Source organism: Hymenobacter lutimineralis (assembly GCF_008271285.1).
In the GTDB taxonomy this organism is placed as follows: Bacteria; Bacteroidota; Bacteroidia; order Cytophagales; family Hymenobacteraceae; genus Hymenobacter; species Hymenobacter lutimineralis.
The window spans coordinates 1-15819 of record NZ_VTHL01000004.1 but is presented as its reverse complement, the minus strand read 5'-3'; the positions used below and the strand labels follow the sequence as shown (position 1 = coordinate 15819).

The window sequence follows — 15819 nt, the reverse complement described above, 5'->3', positions numbered from 1 at the left end:
GGCTTTAAGGATGAAAGTCTACGACGAGCGGCAGCCCGCGCAACCTCGGCGGGCTTGGCGGGTTCTATACGGCCGAAGGGGAAACCCGATACCTTTACGCCCCCGCGTTCCTCTCCGCTTTCGTATGCGCATCCGCTTTACTTGCTTCCTTCATGCCGTCCTGCTGGCGGTTTTCATTACTTACTCATTCTCCGCCGCGGCCCAGGCGCCCAAAACCTGGACCTCGTCGGAGATACTGCTGGGGCTGAAGAAGCTGAACGTGCTGGGCTCGGCCCTGTACCTGGCCGCCCACCCCGACGACGAAAACACCCGCCTGATTGCCTACCTCGCCAACGGCCGCCTGGTGGAAACCGGCTACCTGAGCTGCACCCGCGGCGACGGGGGCCAGAACCTCATCGGCCCGGAGCTGCGCGAGCAGCTGGGCGTCATCCGCACCCAGGAGCTGCTGGCGGCCCGCCGCATTGATGGGGGCCGGCAGTTTTTTACCCGCGCCAACGACTTCGGCTTCTCCAAAACCCCAGAGGAAACCTTCACCATTTGGGACAAGGAACAGGTGCTGGCCGATATGGTCTGGGTTATCCGCCAGCGCCGCCCCGACGTGCTCATTACCCGCTTTCCGCCCGACGCCCGCGCCGGGCACGGCCACCACACGGCCTCGGCCCTGCTGGCCATTGAAGCGTTTTCGGCCGCCGCCGACCCCAAGCGCTTCCCCGAGCAGTTGCAATATGTGCAGCCCTGGCAGGCCAAGCGCCTGCTCTGGAACACGGGCTCCTTTTTCGTGAAGCCCGGCGAGAACATGGACGGTTACCTCAAGCTCGATGCGGGAGGATACAACCCGCTGCTGGGCCAGAGCTACGGCGAAATTGCGGCCCGCAGCCGCTCTCAGCACAAAAGCCAGGGCTTCGGCTCGGCCGCCACGCGGGGCGAGGCGCTGGAGTATTTCCAGCTGCTGAAAGGAGAGCCCGCCAAAACCGACTTGTTCGAGGGCGTGGACATGACCTGGAACCGGGTGCCCGGCGGCGCGGCCGTGGGCAAGCTGATTGATGAGGTGATTCGCAAGTACGACCCAAGCAACCCGAGTGCGAGTGTGGCGGGGCTGCATAAAATCCAAGACCAATTGATATTTCAGCTAAAGCATGAAGCTAATCGTTCTTCTGATAGTTGGACCAAAAAGAAACAGGAAGCAGTAGAAGAGTTGATACAGGCCTGTTCAGGAATATATGTGGAGGCAATAGCGGTTAATCCAAGTGTGGTTGACGAAGGAGAAATACGAGCAAGCGTTGAAATAGTAAATAGGTCAAATACATCTATTGAAGTAGAAGAAATATCTGCTCTAGGGTATCCACAAATACTCGACAAAAAGATATCTAAGACGCTAGCTCCCCGCAATACGCTAAAAGTTGACATAGCATTTTCGCTTCCTAAAGGGATACCAATTTCGCAACCATACTGGCTGCTCAAACGTGGAACAGTTGGCATGTACCAAGTGCCAGATAGCCTATACGAATTAGGCTTTCATCTATTTAAGCCAACTAGTTATGCGTTAGTTGGAAGCGCGGAAAACAGCCCAGTTATATACATTGCCTGTGCAGTTTTGATAGGTGGAGGGTATCAGATCATTTCCGTTCCAGTCCAATACAAAAGCACCGACCCGGTAGAAGGGGAGAGGTACCGCCCGCTGACGGTGGTGCCGCCGGTGGCCGTGAACATCGGCGGGCGGGCCTACGTGTTTGCCGATAACCAGCCCAAAACGGTGCCCGTGACCCTGCGCGCCGGCAAAGCGGGCGTGAAGGGCAGCGTGGCCCTCACCCTGCCCGCCGGCTGGAAAGCCGAGCCTGCCAGCATTCCTTTCGAGCTGGCCGCCAAAGACGCCGACCAGACAGTGTACTTCCAGGTGCAGCCCGGCGCGGGCGCGGCCGAGGGCAAAGCCGAGCTGCGGGCCGTGGCTACCGTGGAGGGGCAGCAATACACGCGCGGCATCCAGACCATTCAGTATAACCACATTCCCACCCAAACGCTGTTTCCTGAGGCCGTGGCCCCGCTCGTGAAGCTCAACCTCCAGCGCAAAGGCCAGGAAATCGGCTACCTCATGGGCGCCGGTGATGAGGTGCCCGACGCCCTACGCCAGGTGGGCTACACCGTCACCCTGCTCAAGCCCGAGGACGTGACGGAGGAGCGCCTGCGCCGCTTCGATGCCGTAGTGCTGGGCGTGCGCGCCTACAACACCGTGGACCGCCTCCGTTCCCTGCAGCCCACGCTGCTGCGCTACGTGGAGCAGGGCGGCAACCTGGTGGTGCAGTACGTGGTGAGCCGCGGCACCGTGCTGCCCGAAATTGGCCCGTACCCGCTCACGCTCTCCAACGACCGGGTGACGGTAGAAAACGCGCCCGTGACCTTCCTCAATCCCAAGCAACCGTTGCTGAACACGCCCAACAAGATTACCGCCCAGGACTTTGAGGGCTGGGTGCAGGAGCAGGGCCTTTACTATCCCAGCAAGTGGGACCCCAAGTACCAGACCGTCATCAGCGCCCATGACCCCGGCGAGCCGGCCAAGGAAAGCGCCATCCTCGTCGCCGACTACGGCAAGGGCCACTACATCTACACCGGCCTGAGCTTTTTCCGGGAACTGCCCGCCGGTGTGCCCGGTGCCTACCGCCTCCTCACGAACATGGTGTCGTTGGGGAAGAAGTAGTTTTTTTGATGTCGTCATGCCGAGCGAAGCCGAGGCATCTCGCGTGCTGATATTGCCAAAGTAACCGTCATGCTGAGCTTGTCGAAGCATCTCTCCCGCTTTGTTAGGGTACTATTACAACGAAGCGGGAGAGATGCTTCGACAAGCTCAGCATGACGTTCTTTAGTAAGGACAAACGACAGCAACAACTAAACAACGGACAAACCACCCCGCCCTTCGGGCACCCCTCCTTCAAAAAGGAGGGGAATACCGCAAAGCTCCACTCATGCCCGTTTCGCCAATGCTGCCACCTTCCGATAAACCGCCGCTACTGCCTTCGTGGCGGGCCTGGTACTGGCTGGTGCTGGGGGCGCTGGCGGTGGAAGTGGCCTTTTTCACGTACCTCACCCGCAGCTTCGCCCCATGAGTTTCCTCGACTGGTTGGTGCTGGGTGGCACGCTGCTGTTTATTGTGGGCTACGGCACTTGGCGCACCCGGCGGGCGGGCAACTCTCTGGATGGCTATCTGCTGGGCGGGCGGCAGGCGCGGTGGTGGGGCGTGGGGCTGAGTATTATGGCTACCCAGGCCTCGGCCGTCACGTTTCTGAGCTTGCCCGGCCAAGCCTACGCCGACGGGATGCGCTTTATCCAGTTTTACTTCGGGCTGCCGCTGGCGATGGTACTCATTGCGGTGGTAGCGGTACCCATCTACAGCCGGCTAGGCGTATATACCGCCTACGAGTTCCTGCAAAACCGCTTCGATAGGCGCACCCGTACGCTGGCGGCAAGTCTGTTTCTGGTGCAGCGGGGCTTCAGCAACGGCCTGAGCTTGTACGCCCCGGCGCTGGTGCTGTCGGCCATTCTGGGCTGGAATACCACGCTCACGGTGTGCTTGCTGGGCGCGGTCATGATTACCTACACCGTGAGCGGGGGCACCCGCGCCGTCACGGTCACGCAGCAAGGGCAGATGGCGGTTATCTTCACCGGCATGGTGGTGGCGGGCTACCTGCTGGTGCACTACCTACCGGCGGGCGTGGGCTTCACCGATGCTCTGCACGTGGCGGGCCGCATGGGCAAGCTCAACCTCGTCGATTTTAACTTCGACTGGGAAAACCGCTACAACTTCTGGACCGGCATGACGGGCGGCCTGTTTCTGGCCCTGTCCTACTTCGGCACCGACCAAAGTCAGGTGCAGCGGTATTTGTCGGGGCAGAGCGTTACGCAAAGCCGGCTGGGCTTGCTGCTGAACGGGCTAGTGAAAGTGCCCATGCAGTTCGGAATTCTGCTGATTGGGGTGCTGCTGTTCGTGTTCTACCTGTTTCAGCCCGCCCCGATGTCCTTCAACCGGCCGGTGTACGAGCAGGTGCGCCTGAGCTCCGCGGCGGCTCCCGAAATGGCCCGCCTGGAAAAGGAATACGCCCAGGTACAGCAGGCCCAGCAGGAAGCCGCCACAGCGTTGGTAGCCGCCCGCCACGCCCAGGATGCGCCTACGCAAGCCCAAGCCGAGCAGCGCCTGCAAACCACCCAGGCCGCTGCCGCCGGCCTCCGCACCGACTGGAAAGCCCTGGTCCAGCGCACCGCCCCCACCGCCGACGCGAAAGACACCGATTACGTGTTCCTGAGCTTTGTGCTGCGCTACCTGCCCCAGGGCGTGGTGGGGCTGCTGCTGGCCGTGGTGCTGAGTGCCGCCCTGGGCAGCGCCAGCAGCGGCCTCAACTCCCTGGGCTCCACCACCGTCATCGACCTGTACCGCCCGTTCACGCGCCGCCCGCTGGCCCTTTGTACCGATAAGCACCTGGTGCGCGTGTCGCGCGGGGCCACGGTGGGGTGGGGGCTGCTGGGCATTGGGTTTGCCTTGTTCGCGGCCCGCATGGAAAACCTGATTCAGGCCGTCAACATCCTGGGTTCCCTGTTCTACGGCACCATCCTGGGCATTTTCGCGGTGGCCTTTTTTCAGAAGCACGTGCACGGCCGGGCCGTGTTCTGGGCGGCGGTGATGACGCAGGTGGCCACGCTGCTGGCCTTCTGGCTGACGGATATTGCCTACCTGTGGTACAACGTGCTGGGCTGCTTTCTGGTGATGGGGCTGGCGGAAGTGCTGGAACGGGCCTCACCCCCCGGTTCCTGATGGCCTCACCCCCCGGCCCCCTCTCCCGTGGAGAGGGGGAGCCAGCCGCCCGGCCTACGCGGCTTCTTTGGCTGGCGCCACGAAGCCGCTACCGCGCTGGACATGAAAAAGCCCGCTACCTGAGTAGGTAGCGGGCTTTTTGGTGGAGGAAGGAGTGACTAGCTTACAGCTTGCCTTCTTTCTTGGCTTGCACCATGAGCTGGTCGTTCATCACGGCGTAGTCGTTGTTTTTGGCGTCCAGGGCCAGCTTCTTCGACTGCTCAGCGGCCGTTACGGCGCCTTTGTAGTCTTTCATTTTCAGGCGGATCTTGGCCTCCGTATGCACGTTCCAGAACTTGGGGTCGGTGGCGTTGGCTTTCTGCAGCCAGGCCAGGGCCTGCTTCAGGTCCTTGTTGTTGTCGTAGTAGTAAGCGGCGGCGGCGGCCAGGTCATTGGCGTTGGGCGAGGCGTTCTTCACTACTTTCTCGTCAATCTGCGCCATCACCTTGGTTTCTACATCGGAGGTGATTTTGAACTTGGCGCCCGTCAGCTCCCATTCCAGGGCCACGTTGGCCGTGGCGGGGGTGAGGTCGGTGAAGTTGATGGTGAAGGTTTCAACTTTGGCGGGCAGCTTGGTGGTTTTCACCGTGAAGCGGGCCACGTCCTCGTCGTCCTTGAAGGCATCCACGTCGGCGCCCATCTTGGTGCTTTTGTTGAGCACCACAATCCATTCGCCCTTTTTGGGAATGGTGTAGATGCCGTATTCACCGGCGGGCACTTTCTTGCCCTCGATGGTTACCTCATCCGAGAATTTGATGCTGGTGGTGGCGTTGGCGCCGGTGCGCCAGCGTTTGTCGAAAGGCACCAGCCCCCCGAAGACGGCGCGGCCCTTGGCGCTGGGGCGGGAGTAGGTGATGGTAACGTCGGTGAGGCCTACGCGCTGCTGCACGGTGCTCTTGGGCGAAGCGGCGGGCGTGCTCAGCTGGGCCTGGGCCGAGGAAATAGTCAGGACGAACGCGCCAGCCAGGGCAGTGCCGGCCAGCAAAGTGTTACGGGAAATAGCGTACATGGAAACGGGTGAAGTGGGGTTGATACGTGCGGTAAAAGTAGCCAAAACTCAACGGATAGGGTAACTAACTCGTTGTTCAAAATGGCTTCAGAGAGGCTTGCCTCCTACGTTTATCCGAACGAACGGATCAATGTGCGAAAGTCTAAGTTGTAAGCGCGTCAAGGAAAGTTGAGTATGGAATCCGTAGATGACGAAGGATACGACATTTCTAGAGTTACCGGTGGTATCCTCGATATTAACCCCACTATCCATACACTCATAGAATATGTTAGTCACCTGATCTTCGCTCAGGTAATTAGTGTTGAAGCTGATGCTTATTCTAGTCTGCATTCTGGCTAATTTTCAAATGGTTAAATATACGTGCCTCTAATGATTTCATCTCTATGTCAGCTCAAACTGGAGCTTGAGCAGGTTGGCGTAGAGGCCGTTTTCGTTGTCGCTGAGCTCTTCGTGGGAGCCTTGCTCCACGATGCGGCCGCCGTCAATGACCAGGATCTTGTCCACTTTGCGGATGGTGCTCAGGCGGTGGGCGATGATGATGCTGGTACGATTCTGCATGAGCTCGTCCATGGCGCTTTGCACCAGCTTTTCGCTTTCCGAGTCCAGGGCGGAGGTGGCCTCGTCGAGGAGCAGGATGGCGGGGTTTTTCAGGATGGCGCGGGCAATGGCTACGCGCTGGCGCTGCCCACCCGAGAGCTTCACGCCCCGCTCGCCCACTACCGTATCCAGCCCCTCGGGGAAGGAGCTGATGAACTGCCAGGCGTTGGCCCGTTGGGCCGCGTCGATGACGTCGGCATCGGGGGCGCCGGGGCGGCCGTAGAGAATATTTTCGCGGATGGTGCCGCCGAACAGCATGGTTTCCTGGGGTACAATGCCGATGTGCTGGCGCAGCTCGGTCAGGTCCAGGGAGTTAATGTCGTGCCCGTCGATGCTGATGCGACCCCCACTGAGCTCGTAAATGTGCATGAGCAGCTGCACGATGGTGCTTTTGCCCGCGCCCGAAGGCCCTACCAGCGCTACCTTCTCTCCAGCTTCGATGCTAAAGCTGATGTCCTTAAGCACCGGCAGATCGGGGCGGGTGGGGTAGCGGAACTCCACGTGGTCGTACGCAATGTTGCCGTGCAGGCGCAGGGGCGGCGTGCCGGCCAAGCGCGGCTGGTGCACGGGCTCGGAGGTTTCATCCAGGATTTCCAGAATGCGTTCCGAAGCACCCAGGCTGCTTTGAATCTTGCCGTACATTTCCCCCAGCCCGGCTACCGAGGCGCCAATGAACATGGTGTAGAGAATGAACGCAACCAGGTCGCCCATATCCAGGTGGCGGGGGTCGGTGAGGGGCAGCTCCACGTAGGTAGCGCCCCGCCAGAGCACCAGAAAGATGCCGCCAAAGATGGCCACGATGATAAAGGACACGAAGCCCCCGCGGTACAAGCTCGATTTTAGGGCGGCCTGCACGGTGCGGCTCAGGCCGGTGCCGTAGCGGGCAACCTCGTTTAGCTCGCTGGTAAAAGCCTTCACCGAGCTAATTCCCTGCAGCGTTTCCTCCACGATGACGTTGGTTTTGGCCAGCTCATCCTGGGTTTGCTTGGAGAGCTTGCGGATGCTGCGCCCAAACAAAAAGGCCAGCAATACCAGGGGCGGAAAGGTGGCCAGCATAAACAACGACAACCGCCACGACTGCCACATGATGAACCCCACACCGGCCAGCAGGGTTAGAATCTGCCGGATAAACTCCGCCAGGGTAAGCGTGAACGTGTCCTGGATGTTGGCCACGTCAGAAGTCAGACGGGAGGTGATTTCGCCCACCCGGCGCTGCTCAAAAAACGGAATGGGCAGCGTGACGAGCTTCTGATAGAGCGTGCGGCGAATGTCGCGCACGGTAAACTCGCTTACCCGCGAGAAAAAGTAAATCCGGAAAAAAGAAAAAATGCCCTGCAGCAGCACCACGCCAAACAGCACGGCCGCAATGCCGGTGATGGTGGAAGGCACGAAGGCCGGTAGCTTGCTGGTTTGGTGGTTGGCGATATTGACGAGGTAACCCAGCATCTTGGGCATCACCATCGTGGAAACGCTGCTGAGCAGCAGCAGCAGCAGGCCCGCTATAAAGGGAGCCTTGTACGGCAGCACAAAACGGAATATCCGCAGGCCTCGCTCAAAATGTTCTTTCGTAAGCTTGACCTTGGGGACATCGGCCCCCGTTTGGCCACTGGTATTCATTCCGCTTCTGGCTGCCATTCTACTGGGTTAGAGCTTAGATAGGAGAACTGAGAACTTAGAACAGAGAACTTAGAAGGGAGATTTTTGAGTGGGGCACTGCCGCTAAGCACCAGCGTCTCACTTCGGGTGTCGCACTTCTAAGGTCTCACATCTAGATTCTAGCTTCTCTCTTCTAGGTTCTAAAGACTCGTTTACTCAAATTTTACTTTACCCTTTTCAATTTCCAGGTTGGCCGCCGAGCCGAAGGTGAAGGGCAGCTGCACTGGCATAGCCAGGGTTTCGCCCTTGCGCTTGGCTGGCAGCCAGGCGGGCATCATCTTCAGCACGCGCAGCGCCTCGGCGTCGCACTCCGGCGTGAGACCCTGAATGATGTGCGGATCCGTCACGCGCCCATCGGCCTCCACCCGGAAGCCCAGCAGCACCTGCCCGGTAACTCCCTTGGTCCGCGCAGCTTCTGGATACTGAATGTTCATCTGCAGAAACTCGCCCAGGGCCTCGGCCCCGCCCGGGAACTTGGGCAATACATCGGGCCGGTTGGCGGAGGAGTGGCGCGGCACGCCCCGCTGGCCGGGTTTCAGCACCGTAGTTTGCTGGGCCCGGCCCACCTGGGCCGAAGCTACGAGCAACAAGATGAAGAACAGATGTTTCATGACAGGCAGGGCAAGAAGGAGTGCAAAGGTACACCGCTTACCCTAACCGCGGGCTACCCGGCGGGGTTCAATTCGGCGGCCGTGCGGGGGCGGGAAATGGCCAGCAGCCCCAGGAAGGTAATCAGCCCGTTAAGCATCAGAATCTCAAAGCCGAACTTGTAGCCCCACCACGCCTCGGAGTGCTCGTTGATAAACCACGTCAGGAGCGGAGCCGCTACGCACACGGGCAGCACCAGCCGGTCGTGCAGGCCCCGGCGGGTGAAGATGCCAAAGGAAAACAGCCCCAGCAGGGGGCCGTAGGTGTAGCCCGCCGCCTTAAACACGGAGGTGATAACGCTCTGGTCGTTGATGGCCCGAAAAATCAGGATGATGATGATCAGCACGATGCTGAAGCCGAAGTGCGTGAGGTGGCGCAGCCGCTTCTGCCGCTGCTCGTCGTACTGCTGGATGTCGAGCATATCCACGCAAAACGAGGTAGTGAGGGCCGTAAGGGCCGAGTCGGCGGAGGCGTAGGTGACGGCAATGATGCCCAGGATGAACACGATGCCGGCAAACAGGGAGAAGTGGTTGGTGGCCAGCAGCGGAAACACATTGTCGCCGATAACCTTGCCGGTATCGGGGTTGGTAGGCAGCTGAATGCCTTTGGCGGCGGCAAACTGGTAGAGCAGCACGCCCAGCGACAGGAAGAAGACATTCACCACCACAATGGCCAGCGTAAACCAGAACATGTTTTTCTGGGCGTCGGGCAGGGAGCGGCAGCTCAGGTTTTTCTGCATCATGTCCTGGTCGAGGCCCGTCATGACGATGGTGATGAAGGCGCCCGAGGCAAACTGCTTCCAGAAGAACTTGTCGTCCTTGGGGTCGGAGAAGTAAATCTGCGACATGGTGCTTTCCTTCACCGTTTTCACCAGGCCGGCAAAGCCCAGGTTCAGCTCATCGGCCATCAGGTAGATGCTCACGCCCACGCACAGCAGCATGGCCATGGTCTGGAAAGTGTCGGTCCAGAGGATGGTTTTGAGTCCCCCGCGGAACGTGTACAGGTAAATCAGCAAGATGCTGATGGTGACCGTGACGGCAAACGGCACGCCCAGCCCATCGAACACGGCCAGCTGCAGCACACCCGCCACCAGAAACAGCCGAAAGGCCGCGCCCACGGCCCGCGAAACCAGGAAGAAGAACGCCCCGGTCTTGTAGCTCCAGAACCCAAACCGCTGCTCCAGGTAGGTATAGATGCTCACCAGCCGCAGCCGGTAGTAGAGCGGCATGAGCACGGTGCCGATGACGAGGTAGCCCACAATGTAGCCCAGCACCACGGCCATGTAGCTCCAGCTCTGCGAGGCCACCATGCCCGGAATAGAAATAAACGTGACGCCCGACAGGGAGGTGCCAATCATGGCAAAGGCCACCATGTACCAAGGCGCATTGCGGTTGGCAATGAAGAACGACTCGCTTGTGGCCTTGCGCGAGGTCAGAATTGAGATGATGATGAGTACAACGAAGTAGCCCGCAATCAGGCTAAGCACGAGGGTAGGAGACATGTTTGGGCTATTAGCTTTTGGCTGATGGCGATTGGGCTTTTCGTTCGAGCCTGCCAGATGGCACCGAGTAGCTTGGATAAAGCCACCAACAACTATCAAAGCTAACAGCCATCAGCTAATAGCTAACAGCTTTTTTCTCACTCCCAGTCTGGTTAGTACAGTACTTCTTCCATGGCTGGTACTCCCGGTAGCCAAGTGAACTATGCCATTACCAGGATTGTGTAGGCTCTTTGCAGGAAAATGCATCAAGCGGTAAAAAGCATGCGTGCATGCGAGTACCTTTAGTCTGGATTGCTATTTACGCCTATTACAAATTCAGTTAAGGAAAAAGGTAGCAATACAGTAGTGCTTCATCTTCAGCTATAGCATATGAAAAAACACCTCTACTCCCTTCTGGTATTGTTGCTGCCGGCCGTTGCCTGGGCCCAGCCTACCCGCCCCGCCGCCCATTTGCTTGGGCAGGAACCACCGGCCGGCCCTGGCGCGCTTGCCCGGTCTGCCACGGAAAAGCAAGTGGCCCGTACCCGTATCGTTTATGCCTGGGATGCCTCAACGGGGACCTGGTCTGCCCAGCCCACCAAATCCACCATCACCTACAACAGCCAGGGGTACCTGGACCGGATGCTGACGGTAGATTCGGCCACGAGCCAGTCCATCTCCCGGGTCCAGTTCACCCGCAACAATAAAGGGTACGTGACCAAGTATCTACGGGAAGCGTGGGTGAATGGCCGCTGGCAGAACGACGTGCAGTACGTGCAAGCCTACGACGACAAAAACCGCTATACCGACTTCCTGCAGCAGAAATGGACGAACGGGGCCTGGCAAAATGACTACCAGGATAAGCAGCAATACGATTACTACGGCAATAGCACCAATGAACACTACCAGGTATGGGAAAACAATGCCTGGCAGACCTATTACCACGTGCGCAATGCCTATTCCTGCAACAGTGCCGGGAATATCACGGAAAAAACGGTGGACGAATGGCAGTACGGCATGGCCGCCGATGCTACTGTGCCGGCCAGCCGCTACGTATACACCTACGCTGATGCTACCTCCAAAAACTACTCCGAGCAGCTGTACCAGGTCTGGAATCAAAACAGCTACGCTGATGCTTCCAAGATAGATAACATCGTTTGGGATGCCAGTAACCGGATGACCTCCTCCGTTGGCTCCAACTGGGCGAACAACACCTGGACGCCCACCAACCGCGTTACTACGGTATTTGGCAGCGCCTCCGGGAGCAGCCTGGGCTATGAGCGCCTGACCGAGAACTTCCTGGACAGCCAGTGGCAGAATAGCCTGCGCAGCGCCCAGCGCTACGACAAATACAACAACTACCTGGGGAATACTTATGAGCGGTGGACTGCCAATGCCTGGATGCAGACTTCCGGCAGCAGCTACACCCTTGCCTACAACAGCAACACCGACGTGAAAGCGTCGGTGTACAAGATCTACCAAAACGCTCAGGGCGGCTTTGTCAACCAAACGAAAACCAGCTTCAAAGACTTTGCTGTCGTCACGGCCGCTGCCAGCGTGGCCGCTTTGCCAACCAGCGCCCTGCAGGTTTATCCCAACCCCACCAGCGGTAAGGTGCAGCTGAGTCTGGCTTCCTGGTCGGCCAAACACGCACCCGTGCAGGGGGAGCTGATCAACAGCCTGGGCAAAGTGGTACAGACAATGCAGCTCGTACCCCGGCAGGGGGTGGCGACGCACGAGCTCAACCTAAGTGCGCTGACCAGCGGGGTATACCTGCTCCGTCTGCGTACGAGCGAAGGCACCGTAACGCAGCGTATAGTACGCGAGTAACGCCGGCACTCACCCATAACGTCAACGGGGCGCATCTGGTAAGATGTGCCCCGTTGACGTTACAGCGGATTGTTGCCCGGCTACTCCCAGTCCTGCCAGGGCAGTACTTCGCCCACGGCCGGGGCGTGCAGTTCCCCGCGCAGCATGCCGCCGTGGTCCACCATTTCCAGCTCCCGCAGCGGCTCCGAAGCCGGTTCGTCGCTCAGGTCGAAGGTGCCGTAGTGCATGGGCACCACGTGGCCGGCGCGGAGGATGTTGGCGGCCTTGGCGGCCTCGTGCGGGTTTACGTGGCTGAGCTGCATCATGTAGGCGGGCTTGTAGGCACCAATAGGCATCAGCACCACATCCAGGGGCCCGAAGTGCTTTTCAATCTGCTCGAAGTGCCCGCCCAGGGCCGTATCGCCGGCAAAGTAGAGGGTGCGGCCATCGGGCCGGCGCAGCAGGAAGGAGCCCCAAAGCACCTGGTTCATATCCGTAAGGCCGCGGCGGTGCCAGTGCGAAGCGGGCAGGTAGAACAGCTCAAACGGCGCTTCCGGGCCCAGATCAAACTGCTGCCACCAGCCGGCCTCCTGTACCCGCAGCGTGGGGGCCATGCCTTGCAGCAGTCCGCCCATGCTTAGAGGGCCCAGGGCCAGCAGCTGGGGGTTCTGGCGGGCCACCAGCTTCACCGACTGCGCATCCAGGTGGTCGCGGTGGCCGTGGCTGAGCAGCAGGTAGTCGATGCCGGTCAGGGCCTCGGGGGGGCAGGGCAGCGGGTGGCGGCGGCGCAGGCCGAAGGAGGAAAACAGCACCGGGTCGAAGAGCAGGGTGCGCCCGGCCACGCGCAGCAGAAACGAAGCGTGGCCCAGCCACACCAAGCCTTCCTCCGCACCGGCCAGAAACGCCGAGCAGTCGACCACGGCGGGTGCCCAGGTGTCTGCTTTCTTTTCTTCTTTCTGGGGGTTCTTGCTTAGCTGCCATTTAATGACCGTGCCGAAATCCGGCTCGTATAGCTCCTCCCCGTTGCAGTATTGGCGGCCTATCATCTTGTTGCCGGGGTACTTGGGCAGAATGGTAGGCAGGGCAGCGTTGCGGACGTAGCGGGGAGTAGAGGCCATAGACGGCAAAAGTGCCATTTTCTTGGGATGAATTTCCAAACGGCGGCATGAGCGTAGCGTTGGTTTGCCCGGGAATTGAAAAATTGCCCGAAAAACTATACTTCTTCCCGTAGAAATTTCTCTACTTTTCCGCTCACCCTACGCCGGCCTCAGCCTAGCCGCGGATGGCAGTTGACGGACTCGTATCATTTCCTGTAGGATTATGCCCATGATCTACTTCCCCTCCTTGCTGTTGAGAACCGGCGCACTGCTGCTTACAACGGTGGCTTGCCAAACTGAAAGTGCCGTGGTGGCACCTACCGCTCCGCCCGTTGCGCACGTCGCTACCGGCTCCCTCGGCTTGGCCGGCGACCCGGCCGATGTTACGGCTACCACCACCGGCGGGACCGTGCTGATGGGCGGTAGCGTGGAGGTAGACGCCGCCATGCGCTGGATGATCAGCAAAGCGGGCGGGGGCGACTTCCTGGTTATCCGGGCTTCCGGTACCGATGCCTACAATCCGTATGTGTTTGCCGAGCTAGGCGGTGTCAACTCCTGTGAAACGTTGCTATTGAATTCGCGCACGTTGGCCAACGACCCGGAGGTGGAAGCCAAGATCCGGGGGGCGGAGGCCGTCTTCATTGCCGGGGGCGACCAGGCCAACTACGTCAACTACTGGAAAGACACGAAGGTAGAGGAGGCACTCAACTACCTGCGCAACACCAAGCAAGTACCCATTGGCGGCACCTCCGCCGGCTGCGCCATTATGGGCCGCGACTATTTCGCCGCGCTCAACGGCACCGTCACGTCCGATGAAGCGCTGCGCAACCCTTACGTGAGCAAGGTCACCCTGGGCCGCAATGATTTCGTGGACAACCCCTGGCTGACCAACACCATCACCGACACCCACTTCAACAACCCCGACCGGCGCGGGCGGCTGGTAACTTTCCTGGCCCGTATCAACAAAGACAACGCCACCTCCGGGGCCCGGGGCATTGGGGTAGACGAGCAGACGGCCGTCTGCGTGGAGCCCAACGGCACGGCCAAAGTGTTTGGCTTGGGTAAGGCATACTTTCTGCAGCAAAACGGCGCCACCAACACTCCCGAAACCTGCATAAGTGGCACGCGCCTGCAGTGGTACCGCAACAAGCAAGCTGTGAAGGCTTACGTGGTACCTGGTACGGCCACCGGCACGGGTACCTTCGACCTCACCACCTGGCAAAACGGAAGCGGCGGCACCAGCCAGTTTTTTTACGTCGACCGCGGCAAGTTCTACGCGAATTAAACTAGTGCATGTACAGGCCCAGGCAACCGCCTGGGCTTTTTCTTTTATTCTTACCCCCTTTGCTGATGAGCATGATGCGTACCCTGTTTCTGGCGGCCCTGACGACGGGACTGGCCGCCTGCCAGCACACGCCCGACCTGGTCCGGCCCATTACCGCGGCTACCGCTTCCGCGGATGCTACTGGCTCCCTTGGGCTCGTGGGCGACGCTGCTGACGTAACCCGCACTACCACCGGCGGCACCTTGCTAATGGGTGGGGGCACCGATGTGGATGCGGCCATGCGCTGGATGCTTGCCAAGGCGGGCGGAGGCGACGTAGTAGTGCTGCGCGCCACGGGCACCGACGCCTACAACAGCTACCTCTACGGGCTCGGGTCGGTAAACTCAGTGGAAACGTTGCTATTGAACTCGCGCACGTTGGCCAACGACCCGGAAGTGGAAGCCAAGATCCGGGGGGCGGAGGCCGTCTTCATTGCCGGCGGCGACCAGGCCAACTACGTCAACTACTGGAAAGACACGAAGGTAGAGGAGGCGCTCAACTACCTGCGCAACACCAAGCAGGTGCCCATTGGCGGCACCTCCGCCGGCTGCGCCATTATGGGGGCTACCTACTTCTCCGCCATCAACGGCACGATTACCTCGGCCGCCGCGCTGACAAATCCATACAACTCCCTGCTTACGCTGGGCCGAAACGACTTTTTGAGCCAGCCGAATCTAACCAACACCATCACCGACACCCACTTCAACAACCCCGACCGGCGTGGGCGGCTGCTGGCCTTTCTGGCCCGGATGAGCAAGGACTACGGCGTGGTGCCCCGGGGCATTGGGGTAGACGAGCAAACGGCTGTATGCGTGGAGCCCAACGGCACGGCCAAGGTGTTTGGGACGGGCACAGCTTTCTTCCTGCAGCAGAATGGCAGCTCCTACACCCCCGAGCGGTGCGTAAGCGGTTCTTCGCTGGACTGGTACCGCAACAAGCAGGCGGTACGCGTGTACAAAGTGGTGGGCACCAGCACCGGGACGGGTACGTACAATGTAAGCACGTGGAGTGGCGGCACGGGCGGCAGTAGCCAGTACTACTATGCCAGCTACGGCACCCTGGGCGTTTCCTATTAGGACGCCGGGTCGGGCGGACTGTTTAGCCACACCGCGTACCACGGGCGGCAGTGCGGCGCGGCAATAAGCCGGTAGGTCGCTGAGAGACAAGGGGAGGCAGTTGGGGTAAATTAACCTCAGCTGCCTCCCCTTGTGCTTTATCCGCCCCGGAAATTTCGTATCTAACCCAAGTTGCGGGCTATAAGCCGGCTTGGTGGAGGGTGTGGGCGAAAATGAAGAGGGCAATTTTCAGAGCGAATCCGGCGGCTGTCACGGCGTGAATCTGCTTGGGAAAGCGGGCCGTGAG

The 15819-nt window shown here is 59.9% G+C and carries 11 protein-coding genes and 1 pseudogene; 6 read left to right on the top strand and 6 right to left on the bottom strand.

The annotated features are described in order from the left end of the window. Positions 1–124: 124 nt before the first annotated feature. The 3 genes from FY528_RS05580 (at position 125) to FY528_RS05575 (ending at position 4798) form a co-directional block, all read left to right on the top strand. Positions 125–2692, top strand: coding sequence for a PIG-L family deacetylase (locus FY528_RS05580; RefSeq protein WP_149070008.1), 2568 nt, complete (start codon positions 125–127; stop codon positions 2690–2692). Positions 2693–2957: 265 nt separating this feature from the next. Beyond that, complete coding sequence (locus FY528_RS21185; protein WP_187632024.1) at positions 2958–3098, top strand: hypothetical protein; 141 nt, start codon at positions 2958–2960, stop codon at positions 3096–3098. After that, positions 3095–4798 (top strand): sodium:solute symporter family protein, encoded by a 1704-nt coding sequence (locus FY528_RS05575; RefSeq protein WP_149070007.1) that lies wholly within the window; start codon positions 3095–3097, stop codon positions 4796–4798. The genes FY528_RS21185 and FY528_RS05575 overlap by 4 nt, the downstream gene beginning before the upstream one ends. 163 nt (positions 4799–4961) lie before the next feature. On the opposite strand, the gene FY528_RS05570 is transcribed toward FY528_RS05575, so the two are convergent. The 4 genes from FY528_RS05570 to FY528_RS05555 all read right to left on the bottom strand — a co-directional run bounded on the left by FY528_RS05570 (position 4962) and on the right by FY528_RS05555 (position 10248). Further along, the gene (locus tag FY528_RS05570; protein WP_262383918.1) at positions 4962–5891 is read right to left on the bottom strand and encodes a DUF2911 domain-containing protein; all 930 of its coding nucleotides are present in this window, start codon (positions 5889–5891) and stop codon (positions 4962–4964) included. Between the two features lie 336 nt (positions 5892–6227). Further along, positions 6228–8060, bottom strand: a complete 1833-nt coding sequence (locus tag FY528_RS05565) for an ABC transporter ATP-binding protein (RefSeq protein ID WP_149070006.1) — start codon at positions 8058–8060, stop codon at positions 6228–6230. 191 nt (positions 8061–8251) lie between these two features. After that, the gene (locus FY528_RS05560; protein ID WP_149070005.1) at positions 8252–8710 is read right to left on the bottom strand and encodes an energy transducer TonB; all 459 of its coding nucleotides are present in this window, start codon (positions 8708–8710) and stop codon (positions 8252–8254) included. Between the two features lie 53 nt (positions 8711–8763). Continuing rightward, complete coding sequence (locus FY528_RS05555) at positions 8764–10248, bottom strand: sodium:solute symporter (RefSeq protein ID WP_149070004.1); 1485 nt, start codon at positions 10246–10248, stop codon at positions 8764–8766. A 369-nt stretch (positions 10249–10617) separates the two neighbouring features. Between FY528_RS05555 and FY528_RS05550 the strand changes: the two genes are divergently transcribed. Next, entirely contained in the window at positions 10618–12057 is a 1440-nt protein-coding gene (locus FY528_RS05550) for a T9SS type A sorting domain-containing protein (protein WP_149070003.1), read from the top strand. A gap of 80 nt (positions 12058–12137) precedes the next feature. On the opposite strand, the gene FY528_RS05545 is transcribed toward FY528_RS05550, so the two are convergent. Continuing rightward, a complete protein-coding gene (locus FY528_RS05545) occupies positions 12138–13154 on the bottom strand; it encodes an MBL fold metallo-hydrolase (protein WP_149070002.1) in 1017 nt (338 codons plus the stop codon). Positions 13155–13356: 202 nt separating this feature from the next. Here FY528_RS05545 and FY528_RS05540 point away from each other — a divergent pair, with 202 nt between their 5' ends. Continuing rightward, entirely contained in the window at positions 13357–14418 is a 1062-nt protein-coding gene (locus FY528_RS05540) for a cyanophycinase (protein WP_262383917.1), read from the top strand. 71 nt (positions 14419–14489) lie between these two features. Continuing rightward, positions 14490–15533, top strand: a complete 1044-nt coding sequence (locus tag FY528_RS05535; protein ID WP_149070170.1) for a cyanophycinase — start codon at positions 14490–14492, stop codon at positions 15531–15533. Between the two features lie 178 nt (positions 15534–15711). Here the strand turns inward: FY528_RS05535 and FY528_RS21875 are convergent. Continuing rightward, positions 15712–15819: pseudogene (locus tag FY528_RS21875) on the bottom strand (IS982 family transposase); the annotation flags it as partial.

Bases quoted from the DNA above. Each gene is read 5' to 3' on its own strand.
- FY528_RS05580 (WP_149070008.1), top strand. From the start codon at position 125: ATGCGCATCCGCTTTACTTGCTTCCTTCATGCCGTCCTGCTGGCGGTT.
- FY528_RS21185 (WP_187632024.1), top strand. From the start codon at position 2,958: ATGCCCGTTTCGCCAATGCTGCCACCTTCCGATAAACCGCCGCTACTG.
- FY528_RS05575 (WP_149070007.1), top strand. From the start codon at position 3,095: ATGAGTTTCCTCGACTGGTTGGTGCTGGGTGGCACGCTGCTGTTTATT.
- FY528_RS05565 (WP_149070006.1), bottom strand. From the start codon at position 8,060: ATGAATACCAGTGGCCAAACGGGGGCCGATGTCCCCAAGGTCAAGCTT.
- FY528_RS05560 (WP_149070005.1), bottom strand. From the start codon at position 8,710: ATGAAACATCTGTTCTTCATCTTGTTGCTCGTAGCTTCGGCCCAGGTG.
- FY528_RS05555 (WP_149070004.1), bottom strand. From the start codon at position 10,248: ATGTCTCCTACCCTCGTGCTTAGCCTGATTGCGGGCTACTTCGTTGTA.
- FY528_RS05550 (WP_149070003.1), top strand. From the start codon at position 10,618: ATGAAAAAACACCTCTACTCCCTTCTGGTATTGTTGCTGCCGGCCGTT.
- FY528_RS05545 (WP_149070002.1), bottom strand. From the start codon at position 13,154: ATGGCCTCTACTCCCCGCTACGTCCGCAACGCTGCCCTGCCTACCATT.
- FY528_RS05540 (WP_262383917.1), top strand. From the start codon at position 13,357: ATGCCCATGATCTACTTCCCCTCCTTGCTGTTGAGAACCGGCGCACTG.
- FY528_RS05535 (WP_149070170.1), top strand. From the start codon at position 14,490: ATGATGCGTACCCTGTTTCTGGCGGCCCTGACGACGGGACTGGCCGCC.